General features: G+C 57.3%; 16 protein-coding genes. 6 read left to right on the forward strand and 10 right to left on the reverse strand.

Annotated elements, in window-relative coordinates; genetic code table 11:
* Positions 1 to 31: 31 nt before the first annotated feature.
* The 7 genes from xdhC to HCG46_RS16520 all read right to left on the reverse strand — a co-directional run bounded on the left by xdhC (position 32) and on the right by HCG46_RS16520 (position 9,189).
* Positions 32 to 1,045, reverse strand: a complete 1,014-nt coding sequence (gene xdhC / locus HCG46_RS16490; RefSeq protein ID WP_168686837.1) for a xanthine dehydrogenase accessory protein XdhC — start codon at positions 1,043 to 1,045, stop codon at positions 32 to 34.
* Positions 1,045 to 3,381 carry a xanthine dehydrogenase molybdopterin binding subunit gene (xdhB, locus tag HCG46_RS16495; protein ID WP_168686838.1) on the reverse strand — a complete coding sequence of 779 codons (2,337 nt, stop codon included), beginning with the start codon at positions 3,379 to 3,381 and terminating at the stop codon, positions 1,045 to 1,047. The genes xdhC and xdhB overlap by 1 nt, the downstream gene beginning before the upstream one ends.
* Positions 3,365 to 4,849, reverse strand: a complete 1,485-nt coding sequence (xdhA, locus tag HCG46_RS16500; protein WP_168686839.1) for a xanthine dehydrogenase small subunit — start codon at positions 4,847 to 4,849, stop codon at positions 3,365 to 3,367. Before xdhA ends, xdhB begins: the two co-directional genes overlap by 17 nt.
* A gap of 336 nt (positions 4,850 to 5,185) precedes the next feature.
* Entirely contained in the window at positions 5,186 to 6,136 is a 951-nt protein-coding gene (locus HCG46_RS16505; RefSeq protein ID WP_022998636.1) for a LysR family transcriptional regulator, read from the reverse strand.
* Positions 6,137 to 6,149: 13 nt separating this feature from the next.
* Complete coding sequence (locus HCG46_RS16510) at positions 6,150 to 7,127, reverse strand: quinone oxidoreductase (protein ID WP_031268497.1); 978 nt, start codon at positions 7,125 to 7,127, stop codon at positions 6,150 to 6,152.
* A gap of 229 nt (positions 7,128 to 7,356) precedes the next feature.
* A complete protein-coding gene (locus HCG46_RS16515; protein WP_062488756.1) occupies positions 7,357 to 8,073 on the reverse strand; it encodes a CDP-alcohol phosphatidyltransferase family protein in 717 nt (238 codons plus the stop codon).
* A gap of 180 nt (positions 8,074 to 8,253) precedes the next feature.
* On the reverse strand, positions 8,254 to 9,189 hold the full coding sequence (locus HCG46_RS16520; protein WP_168686840.1) for a DUF2182 domain-containing protein: 936 nt from the start codon (positions 9,187 to 9,189) through the stop codon (positions 8,254 to 8,256).
* 178 nt (positions 9,190 to 9,367) lie between these two features.
* Between HCG46_RS16520 and HCG46_RS16525 the strand changes: the two genes are divergently transcribed.
* On the forward strand, positions 9,368 to 10,570 hold the full coding sequence (locus HCG46_RS16525; protein ID WP_168686841.1) for a UbiH/UbiF family hydroxylase: 1,203 nt from the start codon (positions 9,368 to 9,370) through the stop codon (positions 10,568 to 10,570).
* 20 nt (positions 10,571 to 10,590) lie between these two features.
* Here the strand turns inward: HCG46_RS16525 and HCG46_RS16530 are convergent, their stop codons facing one another.
* Both HCG46_RS16530 and HCG46_RS16535 read right to left on the reverse strand, forming a co-directional pair.
* On the reverse strand, positions 10,591 to 11,013 hold the full coding sequence (locus tag HCG46_RS16530) for a DUF1801 domain-containing protein (RefSeq protein WP_168686842.1): 423 nt from the start codon (positions 11,011 to 11,013) through the stop codon (positions 10,591 to 10,593).
* A gap of 42 nt (positions 11,014 to 11,055) precedes the next feature.
* Positions 11,056 to 12,012 (reverse strand): AEC family transporter, encoded by a 957-nt coding sequence (locus tag HCG46_RS16535; RefSeq protein WP_022998641.1) that lies wholly within the window; start codon positions 12,010 to 12,012, stop codon positions 11,056 to 11,058.
* A gap of 225 nt (positions 12,013 to 12,237) precedes the next feature.
* Here HCG46_RS16535 and HCG46_RS16540 point away from each other — a divergent pair, with 225 nt between their 5' ends.
* From HCG46_RS16540 to hspQ, 3 genes are all read left to right on the forward strand, one after another.
* Positions 12,238 to 13,203: a lysophospholipid acyltransferase family protein gene (locus tag HCG46_RS16540; RefSeq protein ID WP_168686843.1), complete on the forward strand. Its 966-nt coding sequence runs from the start codon at positions 12,238 to 12,240 to the stop codon at positions 13,201 to 13,203.
* A gap of 82 nt (positions 13,204 to 13,285) precedes the next feature.
* A complete protein-coding gene (locus HCG46_RS16545; protein WP_168686844.1) occupies positions 13,286 to 14,326 on the forward strand; it encodes a CoA ester lyase in 1,041 nt (346 codons plus the stop codon).
* Between the two features lie 102 nt (positions 14,327 to 14,428).
* Positions 14,429 to 14,752 (forward strand): heat shock protein HspQ, encoded by a 324-nt coding sequence (gene hspQ / locus HCG46_RS16550; protein ID WP_022998644.1) that lies wholly within the window; start codon positions 14,429 to 14,431, stop codon positions 14,750 to 14,752.
* Between the two features lie 100 nt (positions 14,753 to 14,852).
* On the opposite strand, the gene HCG46_RS16555 is transcribed toward hspQ, so the two are convergent.
* A complete protein-coding gene (locus HCG46_RS16555; RefSeq protein WP_022998645.1) occupies positions 14,853 to 15,464 on the reverse strand; it encodes an invasion associated locus B family protein in 612 nt (203 codons plus the stop codon).
* A gap of 265 nt (positions 15,465 to 15,729) precedes the next feature.
* On the opposite strand from HCG46_RS16555, the gene HCG46_RS16560 reads away from it, so the two are divergent.
* Complete coding sequence (locus HCG46_RS16560) at positions 15,730 to 17,601, forward strand: extracellular solute-binding protein (RefSeq protein WP_168686845.1); 1,872 nt, start codon at positions 15,730 to 15,732, stop codon at positions 17,599 to 17,601.
* 24 nt (positions 17,602 to 17,625) lie between these two features.
* A complete protein-coding gene (locus tag HCG46_RS16565; RefSeq protein WP_168686846.1) occupies positions 17,626 to 19,257 on the forward strand; it encodes a class I adenylate-forming enzyme family protein in 1,632 nt (543 codons plus the stop codon).
* Positions 19,258 to 19,312: the final 55 nt, after the last annotated feature.

Consider the following 19,312-nt stretch of genomic DNA (forward strand, 5'->3'; position numbering starts at 1 on the left):
CTGCCACGCCGTCCCCCAAGCGAATGCCGCCTTATTGACCAAGTGTTAGTTTTTGTGCAAGCCCCCCGGCTGCAGCGGCCTGTTGATGATTTCCAGCTTCGTCCCGAACCAGCAGATCGACAGCTATTCCTGCAGCGATTGCAGCGGGTTGTTTTGATTTGACTGAAGTCACCCCGACGGGACAGATCATGTTTGCCGTCAAAGTGTCATTCAGCCCCCGGGCCTTCAGTCGTTTCAGGAAGCGCGCCCGCTTGGTTTTGGAGCCGATCACACCGCAATACGCAAAGCGTTGTTGAAGCAAGGCACGTGCCATGATGTCTTCATCCAGGGCGTGCGAGTGGGTCATCGCCAGGACAAAGGCGTCATCAGGGGCTTGTTCAAGGCAGACAGCTGGATCAGGGATTGAAACTTTCCGGACATTTCCCGGAACCGCAGCCGGAAACTGGTCTGCCCTGCTGTCGATCCATGTCACGCTGAAAGGCAGAGGTGCGAGCGCCAGGACAACCGCTTTTCCTACATGCCCTGCACCAAAAAGATAAAGTTCGCGCCGCTTGCTGCCAAATTGCTCTATCAGCAATTGCTTGCCCGTTTTTTGGTCAAGTTGAAGGAAGAAGCGGTTCGTTGAAACGTCCGGCAGCAGATCGCGTGTCTGCACCATACCGTTCACAACGCTGGCCTCGGTGGAAAACTGCGTTCCATCGATCTCCCGAAGCGAGAGTGTCTGAGCCATTTCAAGTGATGACGTTGTCAGCACCTCGATGGCGATTTGCGTACGTCCACCGCAGCACTGACCGAGGTCCGGGCCAAGTGAGACATTGTGGAGCTCGAGGCTGGCCACGCCATCCCGGAGAGCTTTGCGGGCACGGCGGATGGCTTCGAACTCAAGCGTGCCGCCACCAATCGTGCCATAAAATCCACCACCAGCCGTTACCACCATACGAGCGCCGTCTTCGCGTGGTGTCGAGCCATCGGCACGAGCAACGGTTACGAGTGCACAAGCGCCGTTTCGCTTCAAACAGTCGGCAATGTGCCCCCAGACCTTCATCAGGAGATCTTCCTCCGGCGCATATCCTGGACGGCTTTCATGATTGCCTCAGGTGTTGCCGGTGCGTCCAGATTGGGAACAACTCCCGGGCTGAGGCTCGCGACGGCATCATTGATCGCGCAAAACACTGCATTGGCCAACATGACAGGCGGTTCGCCAACGGCCTTGGACCGGTAAACGGTTGCCTGAGGGTTGCCGCTGCCTTCATAGAGACGGACGTTGAATTCCTCGGGAATGTCGGATGCTGTCGGGATCTTGTAGGTCGAGGGAGCGTGGGTACGAAGGCGCCCCTTTTCGTCCCAGACCAGTTCTTCGGTGGTAAGCCACCCCATCCCTTGAACAAAGCCACCTTCGATCTGCCCCAGGTCAATCGCAGGGTTCAGCGAATGGCCGACATCGTGAAGAATATCCACCCGGTCGACGGTCATCTCGCCGGTCATTGTATCGATTGTCACCTCGGCGCATGCGCCGCCAAAGGCAAAGTAATAGAAGGGGCGCCCGGTCGCGCTTTCCCTCTCCCACGTTATCCCTGGCGTTGCGTAATAGCCTGCGTGTGAAAGCTGAATACGTGCCATGTGCGCCAGCTTGGCGACTTCCGAAAGGGCAAAGCTCTGGTCACCGACAACCACCTTGTTATCGCCGAAGAAGATTGCTTCCGGTCCGCATTGATGCTGTTCGCACAGGAAGGTTATCAGGCGGTTCTTGATTTCCTTCGCCGCCAGCTTGGCGGCCATGGCGTTGAGGTCTGTTCCGGAAGATGCAGCCGTTGGGCCCGTATTGGGAACCTTTGAGGTGTTGGTGGCGGTGATACGTACCTTGTTCAGGCTGACACCGAATTCCTCCGCAACAACCTGCGCCACTTTCTGATACAGCCCCTGGCCCATCTCGGTGCCACCATGGTTCAGATGAATCGAACCGTCGGTATAAAGATGAACGAGCGCACCGGCCTGGTTGAGATGTTTCAGCGTGAAGGAAATGCCGAACTTAACCGGTGTCAGGGCCAGTCCCTTTTTCAGAACAGCGTTGTTTTCGTTGAAGAATCGCACATCATCACGTCGTGCCCAATAGTCTGAACTCTCTTCCAATTGGGCAATCAGGTCATGCATGACCTGAAACTCTTCCACCGGCATGCCGAAAGGCGTCAGGTTCCGTTCTCCGTCATAGAAATTCAGCTTGCGAATTTCGAGCGGGTCCTTGTCGAGACTGATCGCGATCGCATCGATCATACGTTCGGCAGCGAGCATACCTTGCGGTCCGCCGAACCCGCGGAATGCGGTGTTGGAGCAGGTGTCCGTGCGCAAGCGCCGGGAGCGGATGAGTGCATCCGGGTAGAAGTAGCTCGAATCGGCATGAAAAAGAGTCCGGTCGTTCACGCCAAGAGACAGGTCGACCGAGTAGCCGCAACGGGCCAGGAATTCCATGTCGACAGCACGGATGCGACCTTCGCTATCGTGGCCGACTTGCCAGTTGACCTTAAAGTCGTGTCGCTTGCCGGTCATGATCATGTCATCGTCGCGGTCGAGGCGGATCTTGCAGGTTCGGCCCGTGTGACTGGCTGCGACGGACGCCAGGGCAGCCCATTGGTTCGCCTGCGATTCCTTGCCGCCGAAACCGCCTCCCATGCGGCGAACCTCTGCCGTGACAGCGGCATCGGGTACACCGAGCACCTTGGCAACCGTGTGCTGAATTTCGGTCGGGTGCTGGGTCGAGGAATACACCAGCATGCCGCCGTCTTCCTGTGGCTGGGCCATGGCGACCTGGCCTTCCAGGTAAAAATGCTCCTGTCCGCCGATTTTCATGCTGCCAGTGAGGATCTCCTCGGCTGCGTTCATGCCGGTTTCAGGCGAACCACGCCGGAACTGATAGTCCGGAAGCACTGTGGTGTCGGCGTCGACAGCGTCTTCAGCCGTCAGGATGGGGGTGATCGGTGCAAAATCGATCTTTGCCTTCAACGCCGCTTTGCGCGCCAGGTCTCTTGTTTCGCCGACGACGGCGAAGGCGACCTGCCCGTAAAACAGGATTTCATCCTCGGCGAAAACGGGATCATCGCCAAAGGCGGATGAACAGTCATTCTTTCCTGGGACATCCTTCGCGGTCAGGACGGCAACCACACCAGGTGAAGCCTGGACCTCTTCAAGATCCATTGCCAGGATCCTGCCCCTGACAGCCTGCCTGGACCAGCCGGGCACCACGTGAAGCGTGCCAACGGGTTCGACCATGTCGTCGATATAGGTCGCCGTACCGGAAACGTGTTTAGCTGCGCTGTCATGCGGCAACGCCTTGCGGACATGCTTCAGGGGTGTTGTCAGGTCATTGGGGTCAAGCTGCGCGGTCATGGCCTGCCTCCCGCTTGGCAAGCACACGGAGTTCTTCCGGTGCGGTGCCGCTGACCTCCATAAGGGTCTTTGCGAGCAACGCCCGCGCCGTTTCCATTCGGTACTCGGCACTTGCGCGCATATCTGTCAGTGGCGTGTAATCGGACAGCAATGCCTGCATGGCAGCGCCCCAGGTGGACGGATCGTCCAGCGAAGCTCCTTTCAAGGCAGCTTCCGCACCGGTTGCCCGTTTCGGTGTTCCTGCCATGCCGCCAAAGGCTATCCGAGCATCGGTAACCACGCCTTCTCCATCCACCGTCAGGCGGAATGCTCCCATGACGGATGAGATGTCCTGATCGAAGCGCTTGGTGATCTTGTAGCAACGGAAAGCCTGATTGGCAGAAAGCCGGGGCACGAAGAGACCGGTGACGAACTCTCCCGGTCTGCGATCCTGCTTGCCGTAGTCGATGAAGAATTCTTCCAGCGGCAACGCCCTTGAGCCTTCTGCGGAATGCAGTTCCAGAGTTGTCCCCAGAGCGATCAATGCGGGTGGCGTGTCGCCGATCGGCGAGCCATTGGCAATGTTGCCACCGACTGTTCCCGAGGCGCGAACCTGCTTCGAGCCGATCCGGCGCCAGAGTTCACCCAGGTTTGATGAAATGCCAGTCATGGCTTCTTCGGTCGCGGCATAAGTAGCCGTTGCGCCGATCAGCACTCCGGACGGACTGTCTTCCACACGGTCGAGGCCCTCTATTCGGCCAAGCCAAATCATCTTGGGCAAGTCGCGCAGATGCTTCGTGATCCACAGACCGACATCTGTCGCCCCGGCAACGAGGGTCGCATTGGGGTGCTGGCCGTAAAGAGCTGCCAAACCGTCAAGCGTTGCCGGCGAGGAAAAGAAGCAGTCGCTATCTCCGATGAAGACATCGCTGCTGTCGGACAATTGTCGCAACTGTTCCCGCGTTTCATGAGCACGCCAAGAAAAAGCATCGTCTGCAGCGTCAAAACAAGAGTCCAACGCCGCGTCGATAATCGGCCTGTAGCCGGTGCACCGACAAAGGTTTCCAGCCAGCCATTCGGTGACGGTCTTGCGTGATTTTTCCGCCCCTGCGTCATGATAGAGCGTGAAAAGCGTCATGATGAAGCCGGGTGTACAGAACCCGCATTGTGAGCCATGCATCTCGACCATCGCGGCCTGAACCGGGTGGAGCCTCGTATCGTCGGAGAGGTCTTCGACAGTCACCAGTTCAGCGCCATCAATCATGCCGAGCAACTGGATGCAGCTGTTCACGGGCTGATAGACCAACTTGCCGTCGATCAATCGGCCAAGTGCGACGGTGCAGGCCCCGCAGTCACCCTCGCCGCAGCCTTCCTTCGTTCCGGTTTCGCGGCGGCGGAGGCGCAAGTAATCGAGAACGGTTTCCGTTGGACCGACATTCGCAAGTTCAACGATTTCACCACCCTTGAGGAAACGGATCGTGTCACGCATAGGCCTGATTCCCCATGTTAGTCAAAAACGGACCGGAGACATCTGATGCGTAACAGTTTGAACACTCCGCATGCATTGGGAGCATTGCATCACGAGCCGCAAAATGGTGGTCATGGAGTACCCGGTGCGAAACATGCGGGCGAGGTGCCTTACCCATGCTCCACAGCCTGCTCAGCAGACCGCTTTCAGGCCCTGCCAGGGCTGTATTCAGATCGTGCGTAGGCAAACGCCCCATCAGTTTTCTCCCTCGCACGGCGCATTGCCGCAAAACTGTCACAAAAAATGTGCCTTAAAAAAACATGGAACCAAAGCGCTCATTTGAGACCGCAATGTTGCCTATTTGGCATCAAGAGCTGAAAGTTGGTCCCTCAAAGCGAACACGGCATGGTCGAAAAACATGCCCGGCGCAAGCGCAAGAGCACGCAGAGACGACGTTACCACACAGAGTCGGTCGGCCTGAAGCGGCGTATCTGACAAAGGTTTGAAGATCAGGAAACCGTTGGCAAGGTCGTCTTCGCAACCGATCATCGTCTGAAAGCCAATTACCTGTTCCTCCCTGGCAAGGGCTCGCATCAGCCTGAGCGAATTGGCTTCCACATAAGTGCGCGAAGCGCCGGGTATCCGGCTTCGAACGATGTCCAGGCGGGTGCGCAGTGACAGTCCTTCTGCGGGCAGCGCCACCGGATATTTCAGGCAGTCTTGCAGACCAAGTGTTTTCGCTCCGGCCAACGGATGATCCGGACGCATGAGTGCTCCGATCACGAGATCATGATGAAAGGCGGTTGTGAGCGCCGAGGTCTCCGGCGGGTCGAAAGTGAAGCCGACATCCGCTTCAGCCGCCTCCACCTTGCGGGCGGCTTCTCTGGATGAGGAAATCGAGACATTCACGTGAATGCCGGGGTAGCTCTTGCGAAACGTGCTGATGACCGCCGGGAGGAGCTTTTCGGCAACGCTTTCGACGCTTGCAATAGAAACCGTACCGCGTCGCAGTCCCTTCAAGGCGTCGAGTTCGGCAACCGTGCCTTCGAAATCGGAATAGGTGCGCCGGATATGTGCCAGCAGCAACTCTCCGGCTTGCGACAGGCGCAGGCGCCGGCCGACACGGTCAAACAACTGCAGTCCGAGCGCCTCTTCCAGCCAGAGAACCTGCCGGTTTATGGCAGATGACGCCACGTTGAGCTCCCGGGACGCGGCGCGGATCGAGCCGGCCTCGGCGACGGCCAGAAAATAGCGCATCGCCGGGCTGTAAAGATTTCGAGAAAGATCCTGTGCTCGTCCGGACCGCATGAAATTCCTGCTCTTAGGGGATCAGGACCGTGGTGCCGGTGGTCTTGCGCCCTTCAAGGTCCTGATGCGCCTGGACGGCGTCGGCAAGCCTGTATTCCTGGTTGACGCCGATCTTGACGATGCCTTTCTGGACGACGTCGAACAATTCGCCCGCGGTCGCTTCCAGTGCTTCGCGGCTGGCGATGTAGCTGAACAGCGTCGGCCGGGTTGCGAAGAGAGAGCCTTTTTGGGCGAGGAGCGCCAGGTTGAAGTCGGCAATCGGCCCGGAGGACTGACCGAAAGTGACCCAAAGGCCCCTCGGTTTCAGGCAGTCGAGCGATCCGGGATAGGTGTCCTTGCCGACACTGTCATAAACAACATCGCAGCCCTTGCCGCCGGTAATATCCTTTACCCTGTCGACAAAGTTTTCAGTCCGGTAGTTGATCACGTGCTGGTAGCCGTGTGCCTTTGCAAGTTCGACCTTTGCTTCCGAACCGGCAGTGCCGATGACAGTGGCGCCGAGATGTGCCGCCCATTGACCGGCAATCAGGCCGACGCCTCCGGCAGCAGCGTGAAACAGCAGCGTCGTGTCCGGGCCAACGGAATATGTCTGGCGCAGAAGATACTGTGCCGTCATGCCCTTCAGCATCATGCCGGCAGCGGTCTTGTCATCAATCCCGTCTGGCAGGACGACAAGACGGTCAGCCGGAACGATTCTTTCCTGCGCGTAGGCACCGAGCGGGCCTACATAGGCAACACGGTCGCCGGGGCTGAGATGTGTCACACCCTCACCGACCGTCTGCACGACCCCTGCCCCCTCGTTGCCGGGGCTGAACGGCACGCCGGCAGGCGCTGGATAGAGGCCGGAGCGGAAATAGGTATCGATGAAATTGAGGCCGACTGCTGTGTGGCGGATGCGCGCCTCACCTGGGCCGGGCTCACCGACTTCGATATGTTCCCAGCGCATGACATCCGGTCCACCGGTTTCGTGTACGCAGATTGCTTGAACCATGACTTTATCCCCGGGGTGATGGGCCGAGACCGATTTGATCTTGCGGCAATTGAAGTTGGCAAGACCATAAATGATTTCAACGCCATCGGAAAAGGTCATTCCGAAGCATAAATGGCATCAGGCGTTCGTGACGCTTCCTTCCGGTCAGCGCTTCAAGAGAAAGCGCGGCACAACACCGGTGCCTTGGTTCGCGCCAGTGTCAAAACTGTATTTTGAATGTAGGGAAAGGTCAGTCGACCCTGTCGAGCAATTGCTGAACAGCAGAGACCAGCAGCAGATAGAAGCTGGCTGCCGTGAATGCCCAAGCGAGCGGGCCGTTCAAAACCATACCGTCCAGAATTGCGTAGGCGGCCAATCCCATCCAGAGCAATGTCACCGGCAAGGTAATCATGCGCCAGCGACGCACGCGGACAGGATGGACAAAGCGGACCGGTGCGAATGTCAGTGCGCAGCACAAGAGCACGAACATGATCGTGAAGCTTTGCGATGGCGACAGAACCATGAGGCCGAAAACGACCATGTTCCATCCAGCGGGAAAGCCCTTGAAGGAGCCATCGGGTGTCTTCATGCCGTTGTCGGCGAAATAAAGAGCGCCGGTAAAGACCACGAGCCCGCCACAAATCCAGTTCCAAGGGCTTGTCAGCATCAAGCTCCAGGAAAGCGCGAAAGCGGGAAGAAACACGTAAGTGGCGTAGTCGATCACGAAATCCAGCGAGGCACCGGACCAGCGAGGCAGACGCTCCGCAATCTTGTAACGGCGCGCCAGCGGGCCATCGATGCCATCGATGAAAAACGCGAGTCCAAGCCAGGCGAACATCTCCGCCCAGTTTTCACGCGCACCTGCCAAGAGGGCAATAAGAGCGATCGGAGCACCGGAAGCCGTCAGGATATGGATCAGGAACAGAGCGGGCTCAGTCCTCTCTTTACCTGGTGTAATATCCGCCACGGGGTTCCCTCACTTTATGATCTGAACGCAGTAAACTGGTGCATTTGCGTTCTGAGATGTGTGCGGTTCACGATTGACCCGCTGGCCCATGGATCACACACTGACGCTGATACGGTCCTTTATTGCAATCGTATGACAGTGTGAACCTAAAAAACAGTCCCCGCACCAATAGCAGTGAATTTAGGTTGCCGCATTTCCCAAAAGGATGAGGGAAACGAGGATACCTGCCCAGACCAGCAGAACAGCCCCGATGGCAGGTGGCAGAATGCGGCTCGGGAACGTTTTTTCAATGGCCATCAACGCGCCGAGTAGCGCGATCCAGACGATGTTCATCAGGCCGACCGCGAACATGACAGTCATTACCGCCCAGCAGCAGCCAAGGCACACCCAGCCCTGCACCAGCCCTTCCCGCAAGCCAGACATCGCACCCGGCCCAGCATCGTCACTGGCAAACACCCAGCGCGGATACCAGCAGCGCCGGAGACAGGCCTTCTTGGAGGGGGTGAACTGATATAAACCAGCGGCAAAGAGGACCGACGTCGTCAGAGCCATGCTTGCAGGAGCCATCATATTCGTCATGGCACCTGCCCTTGACAAAGCCCATTGCGCCGCGGTTGCTGCGACCGCGTAGCCAAGCCAGACCGCCAGATAGCCGAACATTGCGGTGACAACGAGAAGTACCGACGTTGCCGTGCCGCCGGACTGTGCCGAAATCTCGGTGTAATAGGCCCGAAGCATTGGCACGGCCGTAGGCAACATCATGGCAAGGGCCATCATTGCCCACATCAGGAAGATCTTCACAAGATCAACTGTCGTCATGTCTGCACCAGGCATGCCGAATGTTGCGCTGGTCGGCAGGCAAAGAACCGCAAGTGCGGCCCGCGCTTCCGCAGGCAAACCTGCGAACTGGTTGAAACTGTTGAGAATCACCATGCCGGGTCCGGCTTCGCTCATATCCATGACCGGCACCATGTCGGCTACCATTGCAATCAGGTATGCCCAGCCGGCGGCGGCCAATATCGAGACCAGCACAAGCACTAGCGGCCAGCCACGCATGTTTTGTTCCGGCTTGGTGGAACCGGCCTGATTGGAAGATGTGCGCGTCAAACTCGTCATTTCGGCCTTTAGGTGGCGTGTGTGTCCGGGGTCTTGAGACGTCTTAGCGGATTAGTCGAGGCAGGCATTTGATCTTACTCATGGTCGACCTTGAATGCCCTGCGTGTATTCGTCCCGTTGATTTTGAGCCCGCAAACAGCAATTTAGATCTCAAGATCAAATCAGTTGGAATTTTACCATGTCCAGTAGCCACGCGCCGGAACAGTTTGACATTGCAATCGTCGGCGGAGGGCCATCCGGGCGAATTGCAGCTCTTGCTCTGGCCCAGCAGGGATTGTCGTGTGTCCTGATTGCCCCCTCAATGGAAATCAAGGATGGCCGGACAACCGCTCTGTGGCAGCGTTCCATCGATCTGTTGCGCGATATTGGCGTCTGGTCGGACATAGAAGGCAACGCCGCATCCTTGAAGAAGATGCGCATGATCGACAGCACGGGGCGGCTTTTTCGTGCACCTGAAGTGGTCTTCGACAGTTCTGAGCTTGGCCTTGAAGAGTTTGGTTTCAATATCTTGAACAGTGAACTTAACGCGGTACTTGAAAAATTTTGTGCTGCGCAATCCGGACTGGAGGAGATTTCGGACACTGTCGAGAGTGCCGAATTCGGAGACGATCACGCTACCCTCGTCACCAGTGGGGGGAGGACGATTTCAGCCAAATTGGCCGTAGCTGCAGATGGCCGCCGATCGACACTGCGTGAAGCAGCCGGGATTGAAGTCAAAAGCTGGTCCTATCCGCAGGTGGCTGTTGTTCTGAACCTTGAGCACCGGCTTCCACACCAGCAGGTCTCGACCGAATTCCACACTTCGACTGGTCCGTTCACACTGGTACCGCTCCCCGGCAGACAGTCATCACTTGTTTGCGTGGAAACTGCGGACGGTGCTGCAGATCTGTTGGCGATGACGGACGAGGACCTGGAAGCGGACCTCGAACGGCGGGCACATTCGATTCTGGGTCGGTTCAAACTGTCTACGAAACCACAAAGTTTTCCGCTTTCAGGACTGACTGCCACTTCCCTAGTTGGGCCGCGTCTGGCGCTTGTGGGCGAGACCGCGCATGTCTTTCCGCCCATCGGCGCGCAGGGTCTGAACCTGTCTTTGCGTGATATCCGGGACCTCATCTCCGTCGTGGCATCGGCCAAGCGCGCGCACGCCGACTTTGGTGGCAAGACCGTTTTGAGTGCTTATGAGAAGAAACGGTTCAGCGATATCCGGACACGGACAAACGCGGTGGACATGCTGAACAGATCGCTGCTGACAGGCTTTCTGCCGGTTCAGGCTGCGCGAAGCGCGGGCATGTATCTGGCCGGCAAGATTGGTCCGTTGCGGCGCTTGCTCATGCGGGAGGGCATCGCACCGGGAACCGCCTTTCAATTACATCGATAGATGGTTTTCGGGTGCTGCTTTCAAACCCGTGTCCGTGCTGCTGATCGCTTGGCGCTGTGATACGTCAGCGCCATGCCGATCATCTGACGGAGCGCATCCTCTGGTAACGGCCGACCTTGAGTGAAGTGAACGCTTCTATCGCCACCGAAGATGAGGTCCGGGAACATTGTACGCCAGTCAGACACCAGTGAGGATTGGCAATTGACATAGAGAGCAACGTCCCCTGCCCCGGAATTGTCCCGGTCTATCCGGATTGTCGTTCCGGTTTTCGGGCGCTTCGTCAGATAGCTGGCCTGACCCCATTTCATGGTTTCTTCCAGTTCTCCGATATCGTCGCGTTGCGTCGCCGTCTCGGTGATCAATGACCTGATGGTTAGCAGTCTTTCGCGGATATCCGCCGGATATCTTTCGAATATCGCAAGGACTTCCGGATTGTCTTTCACCACAAGTCCTCTTGTTGCGACCAGGATATCTGATTGGATTTTCTAGCCACCGGTTGGAAGGAAACCGCTCGTCAGCGCCCAGATGAAACCGGTTACGGTGACGATCGACAAGGCCGTTCCTATCAGTACGAAGCTAGACGCCCGCTGAACATACGTTCCATATTGCTGCGCAATTACAAAGACGTTTGTCGCCGGCGGCAGGCAGGACATCAGGACCGCGGTTGCGATCCAGTTGGGATCGAAGCCGCCAAGCCAGGTCAGAAGCAGAAAAATCAGGATCGGGTGCAGTAGCAACTTCACACCCAGCACCAGCGGCAGTTCCAGCGGTATCCGACCGATCGGACGAAGCGCAATGCTGACGCCCATGGCAAAGAGGGCGCAAGGTGCTGCCGCATTGCTGAGATAGCGCAGAAGCGTATCTATCGCTTGAGGTGGCTTGACCTCAAGCGCGGCGGCGAAGACGCCGGCAATCGTTGCCAGGATGAACGGATGGGTGAAGATCCTGACCACAATCTTCTTCAAGGTCCCAAGGATCGATTCTTCTTCGGTACCGGCCAACGCCATCATCAGCGGTGCCAGAATGAACATCAACGCATTGTCAAAGGCCAGGATGAGCGCGGTCGGTACGGTTGCCTGCTCACCCAGAACAGCCAGCGTCAGCCCCGGCCCCATGTAACCGATGTTGGAATAGGCCCCGGCAATGCCCAGGATCGTGGATTCGCCGATGTTGCCGCGTGTTGCGACCACACCTATGCAAAAGGAGATCGCGAACACGATGTAGGTCGTGAAGGTCGTGGCGGTAATGTAGGACGCGTTTGCGAGCTCTTCGATCGGTGTCTCAGACAACAGACGGAAGAAGAGCGCCGGAAGGGCCAGGTAGATCACGAAGAAGTTCATCCAGCTCAGGCCTGCCTCGGGCAGGTTCTTGATCTTGCCGGCACCGAAGCCGAGAAGGATCAGTCCGAAAAACGGAAGAGCCAGTGAAATGACGTTCTGCATTCAAATACCAAAGATGAAGACGACGCGCTGTATCGCGGTTGGTTGGGTTTGAAGGCGCTTGCATCTTGCGCCTGGCTTGGATATGGACGCGTGACTTGGAGGTCACCTCGGTGATCCGCATTCCAATCAGGTCTGAGGGCGCATCGCAAGGCCCCAATCAGTCGGACAAGGTCGGAAGTGCCCTCTTTTCAGGACGGGCGGACAACATGAAAGCATTCGGTCGTAATGTCCCGCAAAAAAAAGCAGCGTAAACACCCGAAGCTCACAGCTGTGCAAAACCGGGTGGAAGGCTTTGCGCTGACGGTAGCCATCTGGCTGTTCCGCCTGATCCCCGTGGACGTTGCCTCCTATGTCATGGGCGCCTTCTGGCGTCGGCTCGCACCGTTCAATCCCAGACACAAGCGTGCTTTGCGCCACTTGAAGAAGGCCTTTCCGGGCATGCGGCGGGCGGAACGAGAACTGATTGTGCGTGGAATGTGGGAGAACCTCGGCCGCGTGGCAGCCGAAACTTTCCACATCGACCGGCTTCTGAAACAGGACTACCGGTTTGAAGCAGTTGCGGATGAAATCACCGAACAGGTTCTGAACGGCGAGCGTGCCTGTTTGTTCGTTTCATTCCACAGCGCAAACTGGGAATTGTGTGTTCAGCCCGCCGTCCGGCGCGGTATTGAAATAACGGGCGTCTATCAGGCTCTGCGCAATCCGGAGGCCGACAAGGCCCTGCAGGCGCTGAGGAAAGACCTCTACAAAGGCGGTCTTTTGTCGAAAAGCCACCAGACCGCTCGCAAGATCCTGGCGACCCTTAAAAGCGGCGGTATCGTCGCGATGATGGGAGATCTCAGGGAAACGCGCGGTGTGCAGGTGCCCTTTTTCGACCAGATGGCTTACGCCACGCCGGTCCCGGCTTCGCTCGCCCGGTCCTGCAACGTGCCGATTGTTCTCGGCCGGGTCGTGCGCAAGAAAGGTGTGCATTTCCGGATTGAGGCCCAGGCCGTCGAAGTGCCTGTAACGGACGACAGGCAGGCGGACATCGAGGTCGCAACCGCCAGGATCCACGCAATTTTCGAAAGCTGGATCCGCGAACACCCCGAACAATGGATGTGGATCCACAAGAAGTGGGCGCCTCCAGGTAAAACGTCTGCCCAGAAACAGGCCCGGCGCGCAGCAGCGGCTCGTCTGGAAGACGATTAAGCCTGTTCTCCTTTCGGGGTATGGTTGCAGCGCAGCATTGACGTTATAGCTATTCCTCAAACTGGTGGAGGACAGCTGTTTCATGAAAACCCCAAGCGCATTCTACAAGCCGCTCGCAATCGGCGCGCCGGACCCGTATCGCGAGCTTCCCGTCTCGCTGGAGCGCATGATCCATTTCGTCCCTCCGCATATTGAAAAGATGCGGTCCAAGGTGCCGGATCTCATCAAGAACGTCGATGTCGTACTCGGCAACCTTGAAGATGCAATCCCCGCCGATGCCAAGACCGATGCCCGCAGGGGCTTCATTCAGATGGCGCAGGATAATGACTTCGGAACCACCGGCCTGTGGACCAGGGTAAATTGCCTCAACAGCCCCTGGTTTCTCGATGACCTTCTTGAAATCGTTCCTGCGGTCGGAGAAAAACTCGACGTGGTGATGCTTCCCAAGGTGGAAGGGGCCTGGGACATTCATTATCTCGACCAATTGCTCGCGCAGCTTGAAGCCAGGGCTGGTCTTTCCAAGCCGATCATGATCCACGCCATTCTGGAAACGGCCGAAGGCGTCAAGAACGTCGAAGAGATTGCAGCGGCCAGTCCGCGGATGCACGGCATGAGCCTGGGACCGGCAGACCTTGCGGCTTCCCGCGGAATGAAAACAACACGTGTGGGCGGCGGCCATCCCGACTATGCGGTTCTTTCAGATGCTGACGGCGCAGGTGGCAGAACCGCATATCAGCAGGATCTCTGGCATTACACGGTCGGAAAGATGGTCGATGCCTGCCTGTCTTACGGCCTGAAGCCTTTCTACGGCCCGTTTGGTGATTTTTCCGATGCGGCAGCCTGCGAAAGTCAGTTCCGCAATGCATTCCTGATGGGCTGCCTTGGCGCGTGGTCCCTGCATCCGACACAAATCCAGATCGCGAAGAAGGTTTTCTCTCCGGATCCGGGCGAAGTCGCCTTTGCCCGCAAGATCCTTGAGGCTATGCCGGATGGAACCGGTGCCGTGATGATCGACGGCAAGATGCAGGATGACGCAACCTGGAAGCAGGCAAAGGTGATCGTCGACCTTGCAAAACTGGTTGCATCCAAGGACGCGGAACTCGCGGAGGTCTACGGCCTTTAGACTTTCGCAAGGCTCGTCGTCTAAGGTTTAATGTTACAATGCTTGCACGCCGGCTGCCGACACGGTATCCCGGCAGTGCATGCAGTATGCGGACGAGTAACCATGCGAACGGCAAAATTCAGAATTGGCCAGGTCGTCCGGCACCGGATCTACCCCTTCCGTGGCGTTATTTTCGATGTCGATCCGACCTTCAGCAATACGGAAGAATGGTGGAACGCCATCCCGGAGGACGTGCGTCCTTTACGTGACCAGCCGTTCTATCATCTCCTCGCCGAGAACGAGGAGACCGAATATGTGGCCTATGTCAGCGAACAGAACCTGGAAGCGGATATGACCGGTGAACCGGTGCGCCATCCGCAAGTTGAAGAGATTTTCGAGGAACAGACGGACGGCTCATATCTGCCGCGCAGCGTAGAGATCCACTAATCGTCCCAATTCCGGGCGATTTTCAGTCTTGATCTTCAAATACAAAAAAGGCCGGAACTTTCACAGTTCCGGCCTTCTTCATTTCTGGCAAAGCAGCTTCTTACTGGCTTTGCTTCTGAGCGTCGATCAGCTTCTGACGCGCTTCGTCAGCGCGCTTCTGCAATTCGCTCTGCAGTTCTTCCTGACGCTTTTGCAACTCGGCAATGTTCATCGGCTCGCCGTCGTAAACCTTGGTGAAGCCGATCAGGGTCATCTTGAAGACGATTTCCTTGGCTTGCTGGTTATACGGAGCCACAATCACCTCACCGCCCTGCTTCATGGTGTTGATGAACGAGTCATCAATCGCCAGTTCTGCGTAGCAGGCATTGGGTGCGCAGATGCTGTACTTGCCCTGTACGGGCTTGCCATCATCGATCTGGATACGCACACCCGGCTGGATAAGAACGCCGGTCGGTACAGCTACCAGCAGTTTCTTGCGGGCTTCGCCCTCAGTTTCCTGAATAGCAATGTTACTCAGGAACTGTCCGGTATTTGTGCGCAATTCAATCGAAATAAAGCAGATTTCCTTCTGCGTGTTCGGATTGGTGTTACACGCTTTCGTCCATGGGCTTTTTTCTTCCTGGGCGATTGCGGGTGCACCTGCAAAAGAAGATAGGGCTACGAACGCACCTACTGCACATCCGAACAATCCTCTTTTCAAAACACTCGTCATCGATACGTCCTCAATCGTGCGTGTACGAAACTTTCGCGTTGTTCTGAGCCATTCCGGAACCAACCGCAAGGCCCGTAACGACATTCAAACCGTGAAACCATGGTAAGACACTTAATTTGGGCGAGAGGGTGGCCGATTTGCAACGCACCCCTGTCAGCGAATTGAAACCTGAATATCTTGCGGTTTGTTGCTTGCCCCGGGCGCGTCCGTGGGAACCCTGTGCTACTGTAATCGCTGAGAATCAACAGAATCTCCGGCGGTGGTGATGCGTAGTTCGATAGTTTCCGGTCTTCTTTTTCATGCCGGCAAGGCGATCGGTTTGGCAACCTCGTCTGCATGCCTGCTTGCCTTGACAATCAGCCTGCCCGCGAGCGCGGACGATGAAAACGTCCCCTGGACGCATGCAATCGCCATGCACGGGACACCTGCACTTGGACCTGACGAACCCTTTCCCTACGCCAACCCCGATGCGCCTAAGGGCGGCACAATCACGCTTGGTGTACAGGGAACCTTCGACAGCCTGAATTCCTTCATTGTACAGGGCGGCTGGACCTCGGCACGTGGAATGCGCGAACGCGAATTCGGCAACAACATTCTGGAAAGCCTGATGGTCCGCTCCTATGCGGAACCCTTTTCCCTTTACGGTCTTCTGGCGCAACGTGTGCGCATGCCGGACAGCCGGGAGTGGATCGAGTTCGAGCTTAATCCGGATGCAAGGTTTTCCGACGGGACACCAGTCACAGTCGATGATGTCATCTTTTCTCTGGAAGTGATCCGCGACAAGGGGCGCCCGCCCTATCGAAACTGGTATGCGGCCATCACCGAAAAGCAGGTCACCGCACCGAACCGGTTGAAGCTGGTATTCGAAAACGGTGAAAACCGCGAACTGCCGCTGTTGATCGCGTTGGCTCCAATTTATTCCAAGGCAGCCACGGATGCAGAGAATTTCGACAAATCGTCGTTGAACCCGCCAACCGGCACAGGGCCGTACACCTTCAAGACGATTGAGCCAGGCAGGCTCGTCGTTTATGAGAAGAACCCGGACTATTGGGCCAAGGACCTGCCTGTCAAAGCCGGCTTCGACAACTTCGACGAGATCCGGGTAGAATATTTCCGCGACGAGACGACCTTGCAGGAATCCTTCAAGAAGGGCCTGGTCCAGGCGTTGCAGTTCCGGGATCCTGCCCGTTGGGCAACGGGGCTTGATTTTCCGGCAGTGAAAAATGGCGATGTTCTCAAGCGGGCAATTCCGCTCGGGATTCCCGCCGCCATGCAGGGCATCGCATTCAACACCCGCAAAGACCAGTTCTCCGACCCGGCCGTGCGCAAGGCCTTGCGCATGCTGTTCGATTTTGAATGGGTGAACCGCAATCTCTACTACGGCCTTTATACACGCACGGCAGGGTACTGGGACAATTCCGAGCTTTCATCGATCGGACGCCCGGCAAGCGACCGGGAAAAGGAATTGCTGGCTCCCTTCCCTGACGCCGTCGATCCCGAGGTGATGGACGGCACCTGGCGTCCGGCGGAAGCGGACGGTTCAGGACGTGACAGAAAGGTGCTGCGGGCAGCGCTGGAAGCCTTCGGCAAGGCCGGTTACAGGCTCAAGGACGGAAAGCTCCTGCACTCCGAAAACGGCAATCAGCTTTCCTTTGAAATTCTTGCCAAGAATGAGGACGAAGAAAAGCTGGCTCTTGCCTATATCCGTACTCTTGAGTTGCTCGGCGTATCCGCAAGCGTACGCAGTGTAGATCCGACGCAATTCGAAGACCGCAGGACGAAACGCGAGTTTGATATGGTGTTCAACACCTGGTTCTCCTCGCTGTCCCCTGGCGCCGAGCAATATGGGCGCTGGTCATCGAAAGCAGCGGAAACGGAAGGATCCTTCAACTTTGTGGGCGCGCATGAACCGGCAATCGATGCGATGATCGACGAGATTGTCGGTGCAAGGAGCCGCGACGAATTCGTGGCTGCCGTTCGCGCATTCGACCGCGTTCTTATTTCGGGAGCCTACGCGGTCCCGCTTTATCATGTCGCGGACGATTGGGTGGCGCACTGGAAGCAGATCGTTCCGCCGCAAAACGAGTCGCTCTACGGCCACGAATACGACACCTGGTGGTCGGCCACGGCGCAATAATCGGACCAATGGACGAAAAACAAGATGAAAGCCACGCCTGAAAGCCTGTCCTCGGAGTATCATGAGAGCGGAGCCTGGTCCGATGTGCCGCTTGATGAAATGTTCCGCAAGACAGCCGCAGAACACCCCGACCGGCTTGCGCTGGTTGATGCTCCTGACAGGGCTACCTGGACAGGTGGTGCTCCCCGAGCGTTGAGTTATGCCGAAGCCGATCGGGAAATTGATCGTCTTGCCGCTTTCTACACCACCGTCGGGCTGTCATCCGATCATGTCGTCGGTGTCCAGGCTCCCAATACAGTCGATACCGTAATCGCGATCCTGGCAGCCCTGCGAGCAGATCTGATCATTTCTCCCTTGCCATTGCACTGGCGGCAGAAGAACGTTTTGGAAGCCTTGAACTCCATAGGCGCCAAGGGATTTGTCGCGGCTGACCGGGTAGAAACACGCGAGGTTGGTGTTGCCGCACGCGATGTTGCTGCAGACCTGTTCTCGTTGCGGTTTGTTTTCGGCCTTGGCAAGGACGTTCCCGATGGTTTGATCGAATTGGGGCCGATGCTTGCCGAAATGGGTGAAGATCTGAAGTTCACTCCGAGTGAGCGCCCTGATCCGGCTGACCACACTGCGACCATCTGCTGGAGCCGAAGCGGAGAGGAAAACGTTCCGGTTACCCGCTGCCATAACCATTGGGTATCGGTCGCACATATGATCGTGCAGGAAGCTCATGTGCGCGATGCCAGCGTGATGGTCCTCCCCTATTCGCTTAGTGGCTTGACCGGCCTGGGCGGAGGACTGGTTCCCTGGTTGCTCACCGGCGGCACCTTGCATCTGCACCACCCGACTTCACTTGCCAATCTTGCCGCTCATGCCAACGAGGTTCAGGCGGATATCGTCATGACACCCGGGCCATTGGCACAGACGCTCGACCGTAAACTTGAAAACACCAAGACGACGCTACTTGCAGCCTGGAATATTGCGGCCCCGCACCCGACGACTTTCGTTGCGCGGCGCCGTCTGATCGATCTTCACATCGCTGACGAATTCGCACTTGTTGCCAAGGCGCGAGGTCCCTCGGCGAAGATGAAGGCCACCGCGCTGGGAAAGCATAGCGGGCCGATCGGGTGTGAAAGCGGGCCAGCCCTTCTTGAGATTGCGGTCACCGACGAGGTGGATACGCAAGCTCCAACGCTTCTGGTCAAGGGACCAATGGTTCCCGATGTCGGATGGCGAACAATCAATGGTGACCAGCGGCGAGTCCGCTGGGAAGGAACCGGTTTTCTGAATACCAACATCAAGGTTGAACTGACGGATGGCGGCATCGCAGGTTTCGGTATCCCGGGCCACTATGCCCTTGGCACCGGCAACCTTGAAACGGTGGATGTTGTCTACGCAGGGTACCCGGGCGTCAAGGAAGCTGCTGCCTTCATAGTGGAAGATCCTCTCCTCGGAGCCAGGATGTACGCAGCGCTTGTACCCGAGGCCGGGAACGTTCCAGATGCGGGTGCCTTTTTCGCGTATCTGGATGCCGAAGGCGTAGACCTTGCCAAGATCCCCCATCGTGTGTTGATTTTACAGTCTCTGCCGCGGAACGAGGATGGAACCATCAGCCGGGAAAGGCTGACCATGCGGACACAGCGATTGCCTGCTGCCGTGGCGTAGGTGGGGATAAGGAATGGATGTTGAAACCTCGCTTTCCTGGCGCGGCCCGTATTGG

It is taken from the genome of Labrenzia sp. PO1 (assembly GCF_012273635.1).
Lineage (GTDB): Bacteria > Pseudomonadota > Alphaproteobacteria > Rhizobiales > Stappiaceae > Roseibium > Roseibium algicola.